The sequence below is a fragment of the Rhodococcus sp. C26F genome (assembly GCF_053345925.1).
In genome coordinates this window covers 16,160-32,810 of sequence record NZ_JBKFBA010000006.1, presented here as the reverse complement: position 1 = coordinate 32,810, position 16,651 = coordinate 16,160, and the positions used below count along the sequence as shown (strand labels likewise).

Below are 16,651 nucleotides of genomic sequence, written 5' to 3'. Positions count from 1 at the left end.
TTTAAGGTTTCCGTATCGCTCGGAGTTATTCCACCGATGAAGATGGCCGACGGACGTGTCCGTCGGCCATCCCCGGCATCAGCCGCTGTACGCCTCCAAGGGCGGGCACGAGCACACCAGGTTCCGGTCGCCGTGTGCGCCGTCGATACGCCGCACCGCCGGCCACACCTTGGCCCTGCTCTTACCCATCGGGAACACCGCGATCTCCCGCGAGTACGGGTGGTCCCACTCGCCCACCAGGCATTCCGCGGTGTGCGGAGCGCCGCGCAGCGGATTGTCGTCCACCGGCCACTCCCCTGCCCCGACCCGGTCGATCTCACCGCGGATCGAGATCATCGCGTCGATGAACGCGTCGAGTTCGGCGATGTCCTCGCTCTCGGTGGGCTCGATCATGAGAGTGCCGGCCACCGGGAAGCTCATCGTCGGCGCGTGGAAGCCGTAGTCGGCCAGACGCTTCGCGACGTCGTCGACCGTCACCCCCGTCGCCTTCGTCAGCGGACGCAGATCGAGGATGCATTCGTGGGCGACCATGCCGGTCTCCCCCGTGTACAGCACCGGGAAGTACTCGTCGAGACGACGCGCGATGTAGTTGGCCGACGCGATCGCCGTCAGCGACGCGCGACGCAGCCCCTCGGCACCCATCATCTTGATGTACGCCCAGGTGATCGGCAGGATCGACGCCGATCCGTAGGGCGCCGCCGAGACCGGTCCCGCTCCCCCGAGTCCCGGCTCCGCCGGATGGCCCGGCAGGTACGGGGCCAGATGCGAACGGACACCGATCGGTCCGACGCCCGGACCGCCGCCACCGTGCGGGATGCAGAACGTCTTGTGCAGGTTCAGGTGGCTGACATCGCCCCCGAACTTGCCCGGCCGCGCCAGACCCACGAGAGCGTTGAGGTTGGCACCGTCGATGTACACCTGACCGCCGGCGTCGTGCACGGCACCGCAGATGTCGGCGATGTCGTGCTCGTACACACCGTGCGTGGACGGATAGGTGATCATGATCGCGGCCAGTCGCGCACCGTGGTCGGCGATCTTGGCGCGCAGGTCGTCGAGATCGACATCCCCGTTCGGGCGGCACGCGACGACCTCGACACGCATGCCCGCCATCACGGCGGATGCGGCATTGGTGCCGTGCGCGCTCGACGGGATCAGGCAGATGTCCCGGTCGGTGTCGCCACGGTCGAGGTGGTAGTGACGGATCGCGAGGAGCCCTGCGTACTCTCCCTGGCTGCCGGCGTTGGGCTGCAGGCTCACGGCGTCGTACCCCGTCACCGCGGCGAGCCAGTCCTCCAGATCGGCGATGAGACGGCGGATGCCGGCCGTCTGGTCCGCCGGAGCGAAGGGATGCAGACCCGCGAACTCGGGCCAGGTGATGGCCTCCATCTCGGCGGCGGCGTTGAGCTTCATCGTGCACGAGCCCAGCGGGATCATCGTCCGGTCGAGGGCGAGGTCCTTGTCGGACAGGCGCCGCAGGTAACGCATCATCGCGGTCTCGGTGCGGTAGCGGGTGAACGCCTCGTGCTGCAGGAACTCGCTGGTGCGGGCAAGGGCCTGCGGCAGCGCCGTTCCCTCGGCTGCGTCCCCGGCGGTGACGCCGAAGGCGCGCAGGACCGCGTCGACGTGCGCCGCGGTGGTGGCCTCGTCGCACGAGATCGACACGTGATCGTCGTCGACCCGGTACAGGTTGATGCCCGCCTCGAGGGCGGCGGCGAGCACGGCGTCGGCGCGCCCCGGGACGCGCACGAGGACGGTGTCGAAGAACTCGTCGTGGACAACCTCGACGCCACCGGCGCGCAGACCGTCGGCGAGGCGGCGGGCGTGCCCGGCGACGCGGCGGGCGATGCCGGTGAGGCCTTCGGCGCCGTGGTACGAGGCGTACATGGCCGCGAGCACGGCGAGGAGCACCTGGGCGGTGCAGATGTTGCTGGTGGCCTTCTCACGGCGGATGTGCTGCTCACGGGTCTGCAGCGCGAGGCGGTAGGCCGGGCTGCCGTCCGCGTCCACCGAGACACCGACGAGGCGTCCGGGCAGGGTGCGGGTGTGGGCGCTACCGACGGCGAGGTAGCCGGCGTGTGGCCCACCGAAGCCCATCGGCACACCGAACCGCTGGGTGGTGCCGAAGCACGCGTCGGCGCCCTGCTCCCCGGGCGGGGTGATCAAGGTCATGGCCAGCAGATCGGCACCGACGGCGACGAGCGCGCCGCGGTCGTGGGCGGCCGCGATGATCGGAGCGGCGTCGATGATGCGTCCCGAAGCGCCGGGCACCTGGACGATCACGCCGAAGAACTCGCCCTCGGGCAGCCCGTCGGCAGCGAGGTCGACCGTGACGATCTCGATGCCGAGCGGTTCGGCGCGGGTCGCCAGCACCGCGGCGGTCTGCGCGAACAGGTCGACGTCGACGACCAGGCGCGGGCTCTTGGACTTACGGTTCGCGCGGCGCAGCAGGGTCATCGCCTCGGCGGCGGCGGTGGCCTCGTCGAGCATCGACGAGTTCGCGATCTCCATGCCGGTCAGGTCGGCGACCATGGTCTGGAAGTTCAGCAGCGCCTCGAGGCGTCCCTGGCTGATCTCCGGCTGGTAGGGGGTGTAGGCCGTGTACCAGGCGGGGTTCTCGATGATGTTGCGCAGCAGCACGGGCGGCGTGAGCGTGTCGTAGTAGCCGTGACCGATCATCGACGTCGCCACGGTGTTCTGCGACGCGAGTGCCTTCAACTCGGCGAGTACGTCGTGCTCGGAGCGGGGCGCGTCGAGGACGTCGAGGCCGGTCGGCACGTTGTCTGCACGGTCGTCGAGGATGGCGGCCGGCACCGCGGCGGTGGCGAGGGCGTCGAGGGAATCGACTCCGACGACGTCGAGGATCCGGTTCAGGCCGGCGGTGTCGGGGCCGATGTGGCGATCGGCGAAGTTCGAGGTGACGGCATCTGTCATCGCAGCTCCCGGGCTGGTCGGCGAGGTCCACATGCGCGCGGTCGCGCGAGGTGGTTCCTCCCCCTCTGTCGTGAGCTCGCGGAGCGAGCGCCTGAGAGATTCGGCCGGCCAGAGCCTTTCCCCGTGGGCGGGCGGGTGCTCCCGCCGCTTTCCAGAGACGTCGGAGCTCACGCGGTCCCGGTTGCCTGAGAGATTGACGGGGAGGTGCTGCTCCTTCGGCGCCCGGCTCGGTGTCCGGGTCTCTCCCGCGTGATGGCGACGCGTCTTCGAGTCTAGTTCACGTCGCGGGGGTCGAAATACCGCAGGTGCGGAAAGTGCCGCAGGCGGTGGAGTGGAGCGGTCATGTGGTCGGCCGATGCGACATCAGTGGTGGGGTCAGCCGATGCGGCGGTTGATGCGTTCGCGGCGACGCGACGCCAGTTCGTCCTCGGGGCGTTCCTCGACGCCACCGCCGTCGGCGCGTTCGGCGGGGAAATCGGCGATGCTGCCGGTGAGCTCGCGCATCGCGCCGCTCACCGCGATCCCGAAGACACCCTGTCCGCCCTGCAGCAGGTCGACGACCTCTTCGGGTGACGTGCACTCGTAGACGGTGGTGCCGTCGGAGAACAGGGTGATCTTCGCGAGGTCGCCCACCCCGCGGCTGCGGAGATGGTCGACGGCGACGCGGATGTTCTGCAGCGAGACGCCGGTGTCGAGCAGGCGCTTGACGATCTTCAGGACGAGGATGTCCTTGAACGAGTACAGCCGTTGGCTACCGGAGCCGGCGGCTCCGCGGATGGACGGTACGACCAGATTCGTGCGGGCCCAGTAGTCGAGCTGGCGGTAGCTGATTCCCGCGATCTGGCAGGCGATGGGCACGCGGTAGCCGACGAGCTCGTCGGGCGCCGAGTTGTCCGGAAACAGGCCCGGTTGGATCTCGTCGGTCTCGTTCGTCCGCGGCGCCGGATTCGAGCGATCGCCGGAATCGACGCCGAGTGGCTGTCCCTTCGTCCGATCTCGCACTACTGACTCCCTCTCGCGCGCCCAGTTCTGCCTCGCAACGATCGATTGGCGGATCCCCCCGACCACATCCGATCATCGAGCGCTCCCAGGCTCACCGAGTCATCCCTGGCGGATCAACTCAGCGTACGCTCCGGTGTTGGGCGTCGGGCTGCAACACGCCGACCGGAAGGCAACGTTCGACATTACTACCGTCACGGCCGACGCGCGCGCCAACGCTCGTCGCCGTGCGGACGGACGGCGCTCAGCCGTCCGTCGCCTTGAAATCGTCGGGCGAGACGGAGTCGAGGAACTCCTTGAACTTCTCGACCTCGTCCTCCCGTTCGTCGGGCATGACCAGTCCTGCCTCGGTGAGCACCGGTTCCTCGACGTGGACCGGCGCGCCGATGCGCAAGGCCACCGCGACCCCGTCGGAGGGCCGGCAGGACACGCGCATCCCTCCGTCGAAGACCAGATCCGCGTAGAACGTCCCTTCGCGCAGGTCGACGATGCGCACCTCGCGGAGGTTGTGACCGAACGCCTCGAGGAGGTTCTTGATCAGGTCGTGGGTCAGCGGCCGCGCCGGTTCGACCCCCTGCTGTTCGAGGGCGATGGCGGTCGCTTCGTTCTGCCCGATCCAGATCGGCAGATACCGATCGCCGTCGACCTCCCGCAGCAGGAGGACAGGCTGGTTCTGCGGCTGTTCGATACGAATCCCTACTATCCGCATCTCGCTCATCGCGATGCCTCCGTCCTGCTGCTCGTCGGTGGTGGGACCACCCGACAGGTACTGCCTGGAATTCTAGTGTCCTCCAGCGCATCCGTCAGGTGCCGTAGGTCACCACCCGACGTAGGGCCGTGGTCGCACTCGGCGACGAATTCGTCGCCTAACGGTCGAGGGCCCCTTGCACCGCCGCTTTCACCAGGCAGGTGTGCAATGTCAACGACAGTGCGGCCAGTTCGCGCACCATCTCCTCGGCGCGCTGCCGTGCCCCGGCGTCGCGGCCCTTCGCGATCGGACCGGCGATCTGCGCGACGAGCGCGGCCTCGCGGTCGGCGGCGAGCTTGAACGCCCGCAGGTGCCGAACCTCGAGGCCGAACTCCGCCATCGCCTTCGCCGTGCGGGCGAGCAGCACCGCGTCCTCGTCGAAGAAACCGGCCGGGCCCGGCTTGACCAGGCCCGCCCCCACCAGCTCGGTGAGGAAGGCCGCGTCGATCCCGGCACGGGTGCACAGATCCTCGCGGCTCACCCGGATCTCGCGGTCGGTGCGCAGATCCTCCGGCGAGACCTCGCCGCGGGCCACCGCCAGCGGACGCGGCCGGGTGATCCGGGTCTCGACCGATCCCACCGTGGCGGCGCCGCGGTCGATCGCCTCGAGCTGCTCCTTGATCACCTTGAGCGGAAGGTACTGATCGCGCTGCGCGGTGAGCACGTACCGCAGACGCTCGCAGTCGGCGATCGAGAAGCGGCGGTAGCCCGAGGGTGTGCGTTCCGGGCTGATCAGTCCCTCTGCCTCGAGGAATCGGATCTTCGAGATCGTCACGTCCGGGAATTCCGGACGCAGGCGGTCGAGCACCGACCCGATCGACATTCCGGCCGGCGCCGGCTGGCGGGCCGCGGTCATCAGCTACCTGCGCCCTGGTTACCTCGCGGACCGGTCAGGAACACCAGCCGGAACTTGCCGATCTGCACCTCGTCGCCGTTCGCGAGAACGGCGGAGTCGACCGGCTCGCGGTTGACGTAGGTGCCGTTGAGGCTTCCCACGTCGACGACCTGGAATTCGCCCTCGTCCTGGCGGAACTCGGCGTGCCGACGGCTGACGGTCACGTCGTCGAGGAAGATGTCGCTGTCGGGATGCCGACCCGCCGAGGTGGTGGGCTGGTCGAGCAGGAAGCGCGATCCTGCATTGGGCCCCCGCTTGACCACCAGCAGCGCCGATCCGGCGGGCAGGCCCTCGACACCCGAGACGGGCGCTTCGGTGGTGGCCGAACCCGCGCCCTCCACTTCGTTCAGGAAGTCGGCGCGAAATACCGAAGTGGTCTCTGCAGGAGTCTCCTCGTAGCCCGCGTTGCCGTTCTCGCTCACCGTTTCTCCTTATCCGTTCGACCACCCGGGTGATCCCGGACGGTCGCTGATTCGTTCGCCCCGTTCAGGTCCGACACGGCACACGCCATATCCGACCGTACCCCGCTCGGGGGTACTGACGCAGACAGTCGCGGTCACGTTACCTGTCGGGTCCGTCAGCCTTCCGTGATCCCGCGGTAACCTTCCGCGTCGAGCGTCTCCGCGAGCGCCTCGGCGAGGTCGCTCTCGCTGCCGATCTCCACGTCGACGAGCCAGCCGTCCTCGTACGGGCTGCTGTTCACCAGTTCGGGATTCGCGTCGAGTTCCGTGTTGACGGCGGTCACCTTCGCGGTCAGCGGCGCGAACACGTCCGACACGCTCTTGGTGGACTCGACCTCTCCGAAGGACTCGCCGGCGGCGATCTCGGCGCCCGCCTCGGGCAGCTGCACGAAGACCACGTCGCCGAGTTGGGACTGTGCGTAGTCGGTGATCCCGATGCGCACAGTCGTCGCGCCCGTCCTGCGCACCCACTCGTGCTCGGGGGTGTACCGCAGATCCTCGGGTGTCGCGAAATCGGTCAAGACTGGTCCTTTCGGAGACGACGTTCGACCGGAACGTCGGATTCAGTTACCGGGCTGAGAGTATTGGCGTGGCTCGATCTCCCGCAAGGCGGACACCTCCACCTGCGGAGACTGTTCCACGGACAATGATCCGCCCGCACGGGCGACCGTGTCGACCACTCCGCCGGGAATGTTCAACGCGGCGGCGAGAGTCGGTCCGTCGCCGATGGCGGTGACGGTGTACGGAGCATCGAGTCGGCGGTCGTCGACGACGATGTCGCCGCCCGGTCCGGTGACCCACGAATCGACCCCGATGCGCACGGTCTCGCCGTTCGCCCCGGCGATCTGCATCGTGTCGGCACCCGCCGCGCGCAGCTCCTGGATCATGTCGAGCAGCACCTCCGATCCGACGCCCTCGCGCGGATCGTCGACGGTGAGAACCACTCCGGGCCCGGTGGCGGGTTCGGTGCCGAGTTGCACCGACAGCGTGTACAGGCGCGTGCGGGCTTCCTCGAGTGCCGCTTCCGAGCCTTCCTGTTCGAGACTCGAGAGGGTGCGCTCGAGTTCGGTGATCTCCTGGCGGAGAGCGGCTTCGCGGCGATTGAGGTTGTCGAGCAGCACGAGCAGGTCCGCAGGGCGCGCCGAGTCGAGGTCGTCGCCGGTGTCGGTCGTGCGCACCTGGGTGGCGATGCCGGCGCCGAGCAGGACGACGAGAATTGCCGCGAGGACGAGGAAGACGCGTTGCGATCGGGTGGCGCGCGCAGTGCCGGTTTCGGGCGTTGTGCCGGTGTCGGGTGCGGGGCCGGGTTGTTGCGGTTCGGTCACGGTCAGGCCCCGAACAGGCGACGACGTAGGGCGGCAGCGTTTCCGAAGATGCGGATGCCGAGGACGACGATGACCGCAGTCGACAACTGGGTGCCCACGCCGAGCTGGTCGCCGAGCCACACGATCAGTGCGGCGACGAGGACGTTGAAGACGAACGACACCACGAACACCTTCGCGTCGAAGATGTCGTCGAGATAGGCGCGCAGACCGCCGAAGACCGTGTCGAGCGCGGCGACCACCGCGATGGGCAGGTAGGGCTGCACGACATCGGGTACCTGTGGGCTGAACACGATTCCGGCGCCGATCCCGATCGCCAGTGCGAGCACCGCGTAGAGCGCGTGACCGTGTTCGAGTCGCTTCACCTGTACCCCGTTTCTCCACTGCTGCCGAGTTTCCGGACCGTGGCGGCCGGAAACTCGAGATCGTCCTCCTCCGCGAGGGTGAATCCCACCCCGTAGAGCTGCTGTATCCCCGCGATGCGCAGGTAGGCGTCGCTGACGACGAAGGACGTCTGCAGCCGGGAGGGAGATCCCACCGCCGAGACCGTGTACGGGGAGAATACGGGCCGGTTGTCGACGAGCATCGCTCCCCCGGCCTGCCGGATGGTCACCCCGGGACCCACCCGCACGCCCCCGACCTCGACGGCCTCCGCACCGGCCGCCCACAGCGCGTTGACGACCGACTGCAGGTCGCGGTCGAGGACGAGCGCGGTGGGTCGGTCCTCGAGTCGCGCCGCATCCGACAGGTTCGGTCGCGCGGCGGGTTCGGTGAGGGTGACCGTAATCCCCGGACCGCGCACCGGTGTTGCCGCGGCTGCGGTCTCGGCGTCGCGGAGTCGGTCGAGGATGGTCGCGCCGTCGCCTCCGTCGGAGAACAGGGCGGTGCGTCGTTCGTCGACCGCGGCACCGAGTTCGTCCCGCTGTGCAGTGAGCGCGGCGATGCGTTCGTCCCCTGCCCGGAGGGAGTCGAGGATCTCGGCGCGGGTGCTGTCGGTGCCGGCCTGCACGTCGGCGTTCTGCGCGTACGCGATGCCGATCACGAGGCCGGCGAGGAGAACTCCGGCGCCGAGCCACGCACGCGACGCGCGCGGAGAGGTGCTCGAGCGCCCCGCAGCCCGGTCCGCGGCGGACGCGGCGTAGCCGGGGTCGAGATGATCCTCGAGGAGCGACTTCAGGAGCGAGGGCACCGGATTGCGCCGGATGCGTTCCCACGCGCGGCTCATCGGATCACCGCCCGGCCGGCACGATCCGTGCCGTCACGACGGCCTGCCCGAGGTACAGCAGGCCGGTCCACACGTACAGTACGGTCCCCCAGATCAGGGCGGCCCAGCCGAGCGGGCCGGTGATCGGCTCCGAGGCGGGCACGGCGACGGCCCCGAGCATCAGCGGCAGCGCGCACATGAGCAGGAAGGTGGCGCCCTTGCCGAGGTAGAGCACGTCCGGCGGGGACAGTTCCCGGCGCCGGTAGACGGCCAGGGTCGGAGCCAGGACGAGTTCGCGGCCGACGAGGATCACCGCGATCCACCAGGGCACGATGTCGCGCGCCACGAGGGCGACGAGGGTGGCCACGATGTAGAGGCGGTCGACGGCGGGATCGAGAAGGGCTCCGAGGCGGGAGGTCTGGTCGAGCAGCCTGGCGAGTTTGCCGTCGGCCCAGTCGGTGATGCTGCTCGCGGCCAGCAGGATCAGCGCCCAGACGTCGGCGTGGGCGACGAGGACGAGATAGAGGAAGACGGGTACACCCAGCAGCCGGACGAAGCTGAGGACGTTCGGCACGGTGAGGATGCGGTCCGATCCGCGCGCGTCGGCGGTTCCGGTCGCATCGGTCATGGTGGGGCCGCTCCGTGTTCTCGTGAGGTCGTTCTCGTGATGCCCCGCCGGAGTTCCGTTCGGGCGCGGAGTCCAGCCTTCCACAGCCGCGCGACCGGAGATTCCGGGGTGTCAGCGCCAGGCGAAGACCGGCTGCTCGAGACCGTCGATGCGGGTGGCCCGCCGGCGCAGCACGACCTCACGGAACTGGTAGACCACCGCGGCGGTCGGTGCGTGCACGAGGTGACCGCGGAAGGGCCACTGGATCACCGGCTTGTCGGATTCGGGGATGGTGACGAAGCGCGGGTCGACGTCGAGTTCGTCGGTGGTGACGGCGAAGAGCACGTCGACCTCGTCGGGGCTGGGCTTCAGATCGCTCACGGCGGTGTCCGACCACACGACGAACGGCGACATGACGTAACCGGAGCGGGTGATGTAGTCGTCGAGCCGGCCGAGGACGGCCTCGGGGCCGAGGTCGAGTCCGAGTTCCTCGTGCAGCTCGCGCAGGGCGGCCTCCTCGGGCTGCTCCCCCTCGTCCAGACGTCCGCCCGGCAACGCGAACTGGCCGGGATGTGCCCGCAGACGTGTCGGTCGCCGTGTGAGGGGCATGACGGGGTTGCCGTTCCCGTCGTCGAGCACCGCCACGACGACGGCTGCGTGCCGGCGGCCGTCGAGCGGCAGTCGGCGCGAATCGAACGCGTCCAGCGCGTCGCGGACGTTGTCTCGGTCGAGAGGATGAGCAGCGGGCATGGGTCGACAGTAGTTCGTCACGACTGCACCGGCGGGTAGGCGCATGTCCTGGCCGGTGTCGGTGGCGTCGGTCCTGAGGAGGGGAATTCTGTATATTTATGGTTTCCGTGCCGTCCGGATTATCTGCGTGGGGTGGGAGTTCTCCGGACACGGATCCCCACCCGCGGTCATAGTGGGAGCCGACGGAAAGGAGCTCGATGAACGACGTGCCCGCCGGCCTCGACCTCGATGCGCTCGATGCCTATCTGCAGACCTCCGCCCCCGACCTGTTCTCCGGTCCCCTCCGCGCGCGCCTGATCAGCGGCGGGCGCTCGAATCTCACCTACGAGGTGACCGACGGCGACCGGCGGCTGGTGTTGCGCCGTCCCCCACTCGGACACGTCCTCGCGACCGCACACGACATGGCTCGCGAGTACCGCGTCATCTCCGCGCTCGCCGGCACCGCGGTACCGGTCCCCCGCTCGTATCTGCTGTGCGAGGAGGATTCGGTGCTCGGCGCGCCCTTCTATCTCATGGATCTGGTCGTGGGGACGCCCTATCGCACCGCGGAGGAACTCGAACCGCTCGGCGCCGAGCGCACACGCGTGATCTCCGAGCGGATGGTCGACACCCTGGCCGCCCTGCACGCGGTGGACCCGGCCGCCGTGGGACTCGAGGACTTCGGCCGCCCCCAGGGCTTCCTCGAGCGGCAGGTGCGGCGCTGGACCACCCAGCTCGAGAACTCGCACAGCCGGGACCTCGACGACGCCGACGAGCTGCACCGGCTGCTCGTCGACAATCTGCCGGGCGACGGCGAGGTGGGCATCGTGCACGGCGACTACCGGCTCGACAACGTTCTCGTCGACGACGACGACAAGGTTGTCGCGGTGCTGGACTGGGAGATGGCCACGCTCGGCGATCCCCTCACCGATGTGGCGTTGCTGCTGGTGTACCAGCGGCTGGCGCGGGAGAACACGGAGTTCCCCGTGTCGACGGTGTCCCGCGCTCCGGGCTTCCTCGGCGACGACGAACTGCTTGCCCGGTACGAGGCCGCCGGTGGACGCGACCTGTCGGACATGGCGTTCCACCTCGCCCTGGCCTACTACAAGCTCGCGGTGATCCTCGAGGGCATCTACTTCCGGTTCCGTCAGGGCAAGACGGTCGGCGACGGGTTCGAGGAACTCGGCCGCGGTGTCGAGCCGCTGTTGCACGCCGGTATCGCTGCGCTGAAGAATCGGAAGAGTTGATCGCGCGACCGTTGTCGTAGTCGGTCGGTACGCTCCGCTCATGCCGCATCCGGTGATGTTCGACGAGGCGGATCCCCTGCTCGCTCGTGTGCGCTCGCTCGCGCTGGCCCTGCCCGGCGCTTCCGAGAAGATCTCGCACGGCCGTCCGTTCTTCTCCACCCGGACGGCCTTCGCGGTCTACGGAGGCGGCGAGAAGGGCACCCGCGCACCGTTTCCCCGCTCCCTCATCGTCAAGCCCGACGAGGAGGAGCGCCGCGCGCTGCTCGAGGAACCCCACACCTATGTGCCGATGTACTTCGGGCCGTCCGGGTGGGTCGGGTACGACCTCGCCCGTCCGGAGGTGGACTGGGACGAGGTCGCCGAACTGCTCGACATGTCCTATCGGCAGACCGCGCCACCGAAACTGGTGCGCGAGCTCGACGCCCGCCTCGGCTGACGGGCGCCGAGCGGCGCGGGTTCAGCCCTGCTGGTCGCCGATGCTGACCATCCACGACACGCCGAAGCGGTCGGTGCACATGCCGAACAGGTCGCCCCAGGGGGCACGTTCGAGCGGCATGTCGACGCGACCGCTCTCGCTCAGCGCGTCCCACCAACCCCGGAGCACGCTCTCGTCGTCCCCGCTGAGCGACAGCGAGAAGTTCGTGCCGGGCGTGTAGTCCATGCCGTTCGGGGTGTCCGAGGCCATGAGCACGAAGCCGCGGTCGGTGGTGAGCATCGAGTGCATCACCTTGTCGTCCTCGCTCGGATCCTGCGAGGCGTTCATGTCCGCGAATCTGCTCACCGTCAGTTCGCCGCCGAACACCGACCTGTAGAACTCCATGGCCTCTCGCGCGGAATCGCGGAATGCGAGATAGGGATTGAATCGTGTGGTCATCGTGGTCCTTTCGCGGGTGCCGCAGGGCACGGATGGTGCCGCACGGAGAGTGACCGTCCGCCGACGCATTTCTCATCGTGGACGGTGCGCACCGGATCCGGGAGCGTTCGGCGCGATCCGTGTCAGGAGACCGCCACTGTGGCGCCGGCGTACTCGGGTCGGTCGATCAGGTCGGCCAGCACGCGCCCGACCGCACGTCGCGGGACCGCCCACGACGAGACGTCGCCGTCGGAAACCGTTGCCTCGTCGTCGTCACCGTCGGTGAGGTTCACCGGCTGCACGATGGTCCACTCGAGGTCGGTGGAGCGCACGAGGGCGTCCTGACGTTCGGTGTCGGTGATCTGCGGGCCGAGCAGCGCCCGGAACATCAGGCGGTAGCGAGCGGGCAGCCGGTCGCGGGTCGGGCCCGTGCCGTAGGACGTCTGGACGATCAGGCGCCGCGCGCCGTGGCGTCGCATGGCGTCGACGACGGTGCGGGTGCCGCGGGAGCGCACGTCGAGGGGTGTGCGGGCGGGCCCGCGCAGGCGTACCCGAACCGGGTTCTCGTGGATGCCGAGCGTGACCACGACGGCCTCCTGCCCGTGCACGGCGCGTTCGACGTCGAAGTCGCGGACGGCGTCGCCGGTCACGACCGTGACGCGATCGCCGAACGACTCGGCGGTGGCGGGGTTGCGGACGAGTGCGGTGACGTCGTGTCCGCGTTCGAGCAGGGCGGAGACCGCGGCGCGTCCCGAACCTCCGGTCGCCCCGATGACCAGGACCTTCATGGTGTCCTCACAATCTGTGTGGTGCAGCGGATTTCGTTGACGAGTCCACGCTATGAACCCCGTGGTGGACGTTCCATGCCCGTCCGTCCCGGTTTCCTGCCCGTTCGTCCCGCCCCTCTGGACGTACGGGCGGGTGGGCGCGATCGTGGGAGCGTGACCGACCAGGATCGCGGAACGACCTATCCGTGGACGCCTGGAGAGCCGCTCGCGGAGGTTCTCCATCTGCTGCGCATGCGCGGCGTGTTCTACTGCCGGTCGGAGATGAGTGCTCCGTGGGCGCTGGAGATGCCGGCCTTCGAGGACTGCGCGAGTTTCCACGTGGTGGTCTCCGGCGAGGCGGTGCTCGACGTGCCGCCCGCCGACGAGAATCCGATGCGCCTCGCGCCCGGTGATCTCGCGGTGGTGCCGCACGGGGCCGGGCATGTGATCCGCAGCGAACCGGCGCCGCTGCATGCGGGGCGGGTGGATCTGCTGCCGCAGGAGATGATCGGCGAGCACTGCTCGGTGCTGCGGTACGGGGGTGGCGGTGACCGCACCGTGTTGGTGTGCGGGGTCGTGGAGTTCGGGCATCCGACGGCCCGCCGTCTGATGCGGTCGCTGCCGCCGGTGTTGCGTACCGGCACCGCCGGTGCCTCCCGCGGGGGCGCTGTGCGGTTCCTGCTCGATCTGATGGCCGAGGAGGCCGCGCGGATGCGACCCGGCGGTGAGGCGGTTCTGACGCGACTGGCGGATGTGCTGGTGATCCTCGCGATCCGGGAATGGATGGATTCCGGGGCGGTGGATCGCAGCGGTTGGCTTCTCGCGCTGCGCGACCCGCACATCGGTCGCGCGCTGGCGGCGGTGCACCGCGCTCCGGAGCATCCCTGGACGGTAGCGTCGCTGGCGCGGGAGGCCGCGATGTCCCGGTCGGCGTTCGCGGCGCACTTCACGGATCTCGTGGGTGAACCCGCGATGCAGTACGTGACGCGGTGGCGGATGGAGTCCGCGCTGACGGCACTGCGTGAGGGCGCCTCGGTGGCGGAACTGGCGGCGCGATCCGGTTACGAATCGGAGGCGGCGTTCGCGCGGGCGTTCAAGAGGGTGACGGGGATGACGCCGGGGTCGGTGCGCCGAACCGTTCCGAATGCGACGACACCCCGGTGAGGTGTCCGGGGTGTCGTGTCGGTGGTGCCGGGTTCAGGGTTCAGAAGGGTGCGCACCCCGGCAGGAAGAATGCGGCATCGCCCGCACTGATCGTCCCGTAGGTCAGAAGCGACCGAAGCAGGCAGTGCGGATTGCCGAAGTATCCGGCGGAACCGGCGTCCGCTGCGGCGGTGGAAGATCCGCCGAGCACCAGTCCTGTTGCCGCAGCCGCCACGAACGCGGTCTTCACCAGCTTTGTCATCCTGTTCATCCCCCTTCGACGACGTGCCGGACCATCCGACACGCGGACGAACCTAGAGGATCCGACGAAGGCGAACCAGATCCGATTCCGTCATCGCCGTCACGGACGGGGTGGGCGCCTCTACGGACGGGAACCAGCACCCGACATGTCCCCGCACACGAGAAAACCCCTTCCGACCGAAGTCGAAAGGGGTTTTCACTGTCGGGCTGACAGGATTTGAACCTGCGACCACTTGACCCCCAGTCAAGTGCGCTACCAAGCTGCGCCACAGCCCGTCCGCGCTCTCTCCGAGCGCTCTCAGAGATTACAACAGGAACGGACCGAAACACTAATCGGCTGGTCAGCGCGTTTTCACGACCGGGCGTCGGGAGCTCACTTGCGGCGGTCGCGCTTCTCCCGCACGCGCACCGAGATCCGCACGGGACTGCCGTCGAAGTTGAACTCCTCCCGCAGGCGACGCTCGAGGAAGCGGCGGTAGCCGGCCTCGAGGAAGCCCGTGGTGAACAGCACGAAGGTCGGCGGCCGCGTGGCCGCCTGGGTGGCGAACAGCACCCGGGGCAGGCGACCGCCGCGCATCGGCGGCGGAGTCGCGGCCACGACCTCCTTGAGCCACGAGTTCAGGCGTCCGGTCGAGATGCGCTTGTCCCACGACTCGAGGGCGGTCTCCATGGCCGGGACGAGCTTCTGCACGGCGCGACCGGTCTTGGCGGAGATGTTCACCCGCGACGCCCACGGCACCCGCAACAGGTCGCGGTCGATCTCGCGGCCGAGTTCGTAGCGGCGATCCTCGTCGACGAGATCCCACTTGTTGAAGGCGATCACCAGGGCGCGCCCGGACTCGACGACCATCGTGATGACCCGCTGGTCCTGCTCGGTGATGGGCTGCGAGGCGTCGATGAGCAACACCGCCACCTCGGCCGCGTCGATCGCACCCCGCGTGCGCAGGGAGGCGTAGAACTCGGCGCCGGACGCACTGTTGACGCGCTTGCGCAGACCGGCGGTGTCGACGAACCGCCACGGCTTGCCGCCGAGCTCGACGATCGAGTCCACCGGGTCGACGGTGGTGCCGGCGATGTCGTGCACCACCGACCGTTCGTCGCCGGCGAGCTTGTTGAGCAGGCTCGACTTGCCGACGTTCGGCTTGCCCACCAGCGCGACGCGGCGAGGCCCTTCCCCACCGGTGCCCTCGCGGGGGGTGGCCGGCAGCTTGGCGAGCAGCTCGTCGAGCAGATCGCCGGTGCCGCGGCCGTGGGTGGCCGACACCGAATAGGGCTGGCCGAGTCCGAGGGACCACAGTGTCGCGGCTTCGGATTCGACACGGTCGTCGTCTACCTTGTTCGCCACGAGCAGCACCGGAGTCTTGGACCGGCGCAGCACCTTCGCGACGGCCTCGTCGACGCTGGTGGCGCCCACGGTGGCGTCGACGACGACGAGGATCGCGTCGGCGGTGCGCATCGCGACCTCCGCCTGGCGGGCCACGGACTGCTGCATGCCCTTCGCGTCTGGTTCCCATCCGCCGGTGTCCTGCACCATGAACCGGCGGCCGTTCCACGACGCCTCGTACGAGACGCGGTCGCGGGTGACGCCCGGGACGTCCTCGACGACGGCTTCACGTCGGCCGATGATGCGGTTGACCAGGGTGGACTTGCCGACGTTCGGTCGGCCGACCACGGCGACGGTCGGGACCGGGACGAACTCCTCGAGATCGCCGCCCTCGGCGAACTCGATGTCCCAGTCGCCTTCTTCCGACCACGTGCCGTCGCCGTCGAACCCGGTGTAGTCGGTGCTCAGGTCGTCGCTCACAGCTTCGCTCCAGTCTGCTCGGCGACCACCGCGAGCAGCGCGGCGATCACCTCGTCGATGTTCATGTCGCTGGTGTCCACGACGACCGCGTCGTCCGCCGCGCGCAGCGGGGACACCGCGCGGGTGGAGTCGAGGTGGTCGCGGCGCTGCACCGCGGCGAGGACCGCCTCGTAGTCGTCGCCGCGACCCTCGGCGATGTTCTGGTTGTTGCGCCGGTGCGCGCGGGCCTCCGCGGAAGCGGTGAGGAAGATCTTCACGTCCGCGTCGGGGAAGACGACGGTGCCGATGTCGCGTCCTTCGATCACGACGCGGTGCTCGGCGCGGCCGAGCCGCTGCTGGGCCTCGACGAGCAGGGTGCGCACCTCGGGCACGGCGGAGACCGCGGAGACCGCGGCCGTGACCTCGGCGCCGCGGATGATCTCGCGCACGTCGTCCCCGTCGAGGCGGATGTCCTCGACGGTGGGGTCGGTGCCGATCGACCACGGCAGGCCGGCGGTGACCGCGGCGATCGCGGCCGGATCGGTCAGATCGGTGCCGCGCCGCAGGGCGTGCAGCGTCGCGATCCGGTACATCGCGCCGGTGTCGAGATAGGCGGCACCGAGATGCTGCGCGAGACGCTTGGAGACGGTGGACTTGCCCGTGCCGGACGGCCCGTCCATCGCGACGACCAACGCGTCGCC

The 16,651-nt window shown here is 69.2% G+C and carries 19 protein-coding genes, 1 tRNA gene and 1 riboswitch; of the genes, 3 read left to right on the top strand and 17 right to left on the bottom strand.

The annotated features are described in order from the left end of the window. Positions 1-78: 78 nt before the first annotated feature. From gcvP to ACLBYD_RS09765, 11 genes are all read right to left on the bottom strand, one after another. Positions 79-2,931: an aminomethyl-transferring glycine dehydrogenase gene (gene gcvP, locus ACLBYD_RS09815; RefSeq protein WP_447816261.1), complete on the bottom strand. Its 2,853-nt coding sequence runs from the start codon at positions 2,929-2,931 to the stop codon at positions 79-81. A 162-nt stretch (positions 2,932-3,093) separates the two neighbouring features. Continuing rightward, positions 3,094-3,189: riboswitch (glycine riboswitch) on the bottom strand. Between the two features lie 117 nt (positions 3,190-3,306). Further along, on the bottom strand, positions 3,307-3,933 hold the full coding sequence (locus ACLBYD_RS09810; protein ID WP_006552749.1) for a MerR family transcriptional regulator: 627 nt from the start codon (positions 3,931-3,933) through the stop codon (positions 3,307-3,309). Positions 3,934-4,174: 241 nt separating this feature from the next. After that, on the bottom strand, positions 4,175-4,648 hold the full coding sequence (locus ACLBYD_RS09805) for a bifunctional nuclease family protein (protein WP_059384135.1): 474 nt from the start codon (positions 4,646-4,648) through the stop codon (positions 4,175-4,177). Between the two features lie 148 nt (positions 4,649-4,796). Beyond that, positions 4,797-5,534, bottom strand: coding sequence for a transcriptional regulator FtsR (gene ftsR, locus ACLBYD_RS09800; protein WP_060653017.1), 738 nt, complete (start codon positions 5,532-5,534; stop codon positions 4,797-4,799). Further along, positions 5,534-5,995: a glycogen accumulation regulator GarA gene (garA, locus tag ACLBYD_RS09795; protein ID WP_006552746.1), complete on the bottom strand. Its 462-nt coding sequence runs from the start codon at positions 5,993-5,995 to the stop codon at positions 5,534-5,536. Before garA ends, ftsR begins: the two co-directional genes overlap by 1 nt. 155 nt (positions 5,996-6,150) lie before the next feature. Then, the gene (gene gcvH, locus ACLBYD_RS09790) at positions 6,151-6,555 is read right to left on the bottom strand and encodes a glycine cleavage system protein GcvH (RefSeq protein WP_447816259.1); all 405 of its coding nucleotides are present in this window, start codon (positions 6,553-6,555) and stop codon (positions 6,151-6,153) included. Positions 6,556-6,597: 42 nt separating this feature from the next. Next, positions 6,598-7,359, bottom strand: a complete 762-nt coding sequence (locus ACLBYD_RS09785) for a DUF881 domain-containing protein (protein ID WP_447816257.1) — start codon at positions 7,357-7,359, stop codon at positions 6,598-6,600. 2 nt (positions 7,360-7,361) lie between these two features. Further along, positions 7,362-7,721 carry a small basic family protein gene (locus tag ACLBYD_RS09780; protein ID WP_006552743.1) on the bottom strand — a complete coding sequence of 120 codons (360 nt, stop codon included), beginning with the start codon at positions 7,719-7,721 and terminating at the stop codon, positions 7,362-7,364. Further along, the gene (locus ACLBYD_RS09775; protein WP_447816256.1) at positions 7,718-8,581 is read right to left on the bottom strand and encodes a DUF881 domain-containing protein; all 864 of its coding nucleotides are present in this window, start codon (positions 8,579-8,581) and stop codon (positions 7,718-7,720) included. Before ACLBYD_RS09775 ends, ACLBYD_RS09780 begins: the two co-directional genes overlap by 4 nt. A gap of 4 nt (positions 8,582-8,585) precedes the next feature. Then, a complete protein-coding gene (locus ACLBYD_RS09770; protein ID WP_447816254.1) occupies positions 8,586-9,188 on the bottom strand; it encodes a CDP-alcohol phosphatidyltransferase family protein in 603 nt (200 codons plus the stop codon). 111 nt (positions 9,189-9,299) lie between these two features. Then, positions 9,300-9,917, bottom strand: a complete 618-nt coding sequence (locus ACLBYD_RS09765; protein WP_447816253.1) for an NUDIX hydrolase — start codon at positions 9,915-9,917, stop codon at positions 9,300-9,302. 197 nt (positions 9,918-10,114) lie between these two features. Between ACLBYD_RS09765 and ACLBYD_RS09760 the strand changes: the two genes are divergently transcribed. Next, entirely contained in the window at positions 10,115-11,143 is a 1,029-nt protein-coding gene (locus tag ACLBYD_RS09760) for a phosphotransferase family protein (RefSeq protein WP_447816251.1), read from the top strand. A 40-nt stretch (positions 11,144-11,183) separates the two neighbouring features. Then, positions 11,184-11,579, top strand: coding sequence for an MmcQ/YjbR family DNA-binding protein (locus ACLBYD_RS09755; protein ID WP_024101105.1), 396 nt, complete (start codon positions 11,184-11,186; stop codon positions 11,577-11,579). Positions 11,580-11,600: 21 nt separating this feature from the next. Here ACLBYD_RS09755 and ACLBYD_RS09750 read toward each other — a convergent pair whose 3' ends face one another. Together ACLBYD_RS09750 and ACLBYD_RS09745 are read right to left on the bottom strand one after the other, a co-directional pair. Further along, positions 11,601-12,017, bottom strand: a complete 417-nt coding sequence (locus ACLBYD_RS09750) for a VOC family protein (RefSeq protein ID WP_006552737.1) — start codon at positions 12,015-12,017, stop codon at positions 11,601-11,603. Positions 12,018-12,139: 122 nt separating this feature from the next. Beyond that, on the bottom strand, positions 12,140-12,784 hold the full coding sequence (locus ACLBYD_RS09745; protein ID WP_447816250.1) for an NAD(P)-dependent oxidoreductase: 645 nt from the start codon (positions 12,782-12,784) through the stop codon (positions 12,140-12,142). A 153-nt stretch (positions 12,785-12,937) separates the two neighbouring features. Here ACLBYD_RS09745 and ACLBYD_RS09740 point away from each other — a divergent pair, with 153 nt between their 5' ends. Next, a complete protein-coding gene (locus tag ACLBYD_RS09740) occupies positions 12,938-13,927 on the top strand; it encodes an AraC family transcriptional regulator (protein WP_447816249.1) in 990 nt (329 codons plus the stop codon). A 40-nt stretch (positions 13,928-13,967) separates the two neighbouring features. Here ACLBYD_RS09740 and ACLBYD_RS09735 read toward each other — a convergent pair whose 3' ends face one another. The 4 genes from ACLBYD_RS09735 to cmk form a co-directional block, all read right to left on the bottom strand. Beyond that, positions 13,968-14,168 (bottom strand): hypothetical protein, encoded by a 201-nt coding sequence (locus ACLBYD_RS09735; protein ID WP_447816248.1) that lies wholly within the window; start codon positions 14,166-14,168, stop codon positions 13,968-13,970. Positions 14,169-14,369: 201 nt separating this feature from the next. Further along, positions 14,370-14,443 (bottom strand) — tRNA-Pro (locus ACLBYD_RS09730). Positions 14,444-14,540: 97 nt separating this feature from the next. Further along, positions 14,541-15,971 carry a ribosome biogenesis GTPase Der gene (der, locus tag ACLBYD_RS09725; protein ID WP_019289613.1) on the bottom strand — a complete coding sequence of 477 codons (1,431 nt, stop codon included), beginning with the start codon at positions 15,969-15,971 and terminating at the stop codon, positions 14,541-14,543. Then, positions 15,968-16,630 carry a (d)CMP kinase gene (gene cmk, locus ACLBYD_RS09720; RefSeq protein ID WP_120284343.1) on the bottom strand — a complete coding sequence of 221 codons (663 nt, stop codon included), beginning with the start codon at positions 16,628-16,630 and terminating at the stop codon, positions 15,968-15,970. The genes der and cmk overlap by 4 nt, the downstream gene beginning before the upstream one ends. Positions 16,631-16,651: the final 21 nt, after the last annotated feature.

Excerpts from the sequence above, each read along its gene's own strand:
- ACLBYD_RS09735 (WP_447816248.1), bottom strand. The coding sequence starts at position 14,168 with ATGACAAAGCTGGTGAAGACCGCGTTCGTGGCGGCTGCGGCAACAGGA.
- ACLBYD_RS09755 (WP_024101105.1), top strand. The coding sequence starts at position 11,184 with ATGCCGCATCCGGTGATGTTCGACGAGGCGGATCCCCTGCTCGCTCGT.
- ACLBYD_RS09805 (WP_059384135.1), bottom strand. The coding sequence starts at position 4,648 with ATGAGCGAGATGCGGATAGTAGGGATTCGTATCGAACAGCCGCAGAAC.
- ftsR (WP_060653017.1), bottom strand. The coding sequence starts at position 5,534 with ATGACCGCGGCCCGCCAGCCGGCGCCGGCCGGAATGTCGATCGGGTCG.
- ACLBYD_RS09765 (WP_447816253.1), bottom strand. The coding sequence starts at position 9,917 with ATGCCCGCTGCTCATCCTCTCGACCGAGACAACGTCCGCGACGCGCTG.
- ACLBYD_RS09770 (WP_447816254.1), bottom strand. The coding sequence starts at position 9,188 with ATGACCGATGCGACCGGAACCGCCGACGCGCGCGGATCGGACCGCATC.
- ACLBYD_RS09750 (WP_006552737.1), bottom strand. The coding sequence starts at position 12,017 with ATGACCACACGATTCAATCCCTATCTCGCATTCCGCGATTCCGCGCGA.
- ACLBYD_RS09760 (WP_447816251.1), top strand. The coding sequence starts at position 10,115 with ATGAACGACGTGCCCGCCGGCCTCGACCTCGATGCGCTCGATGCCTAT.
- ACLBYD_RS09745 (WP_447816250.1), bottom strand. The coding sequence starts at position 12,784 with ATGAAGGTCCTGGTCATCGGGGCGACCGGAGGTTCGGGACGCGCCGCG.
- ACLBYD_RS09775 (WP_447816256.1), bottom strand. The coding sequence starts at position 8,581 with ATGAGCCGCGCGTGGGAACGCATCCGGCGCAATCCGGTGCCCTCGCTC.
- cmk (WP_120284343.1), bottom strand. The coding sequence starts at position 16,630 with ATGGACGGGCCGTCCGGCACGGGCAAGTCCACCGTCTCCAAGCGTCTC.
- gcvP (WP_447816261.1), bottom strand. The coding sequence starts at position 2,931 with ATGACAGATGCCGTCACCTCGAACTTCGCCGATCGCCACATCGGCCCC.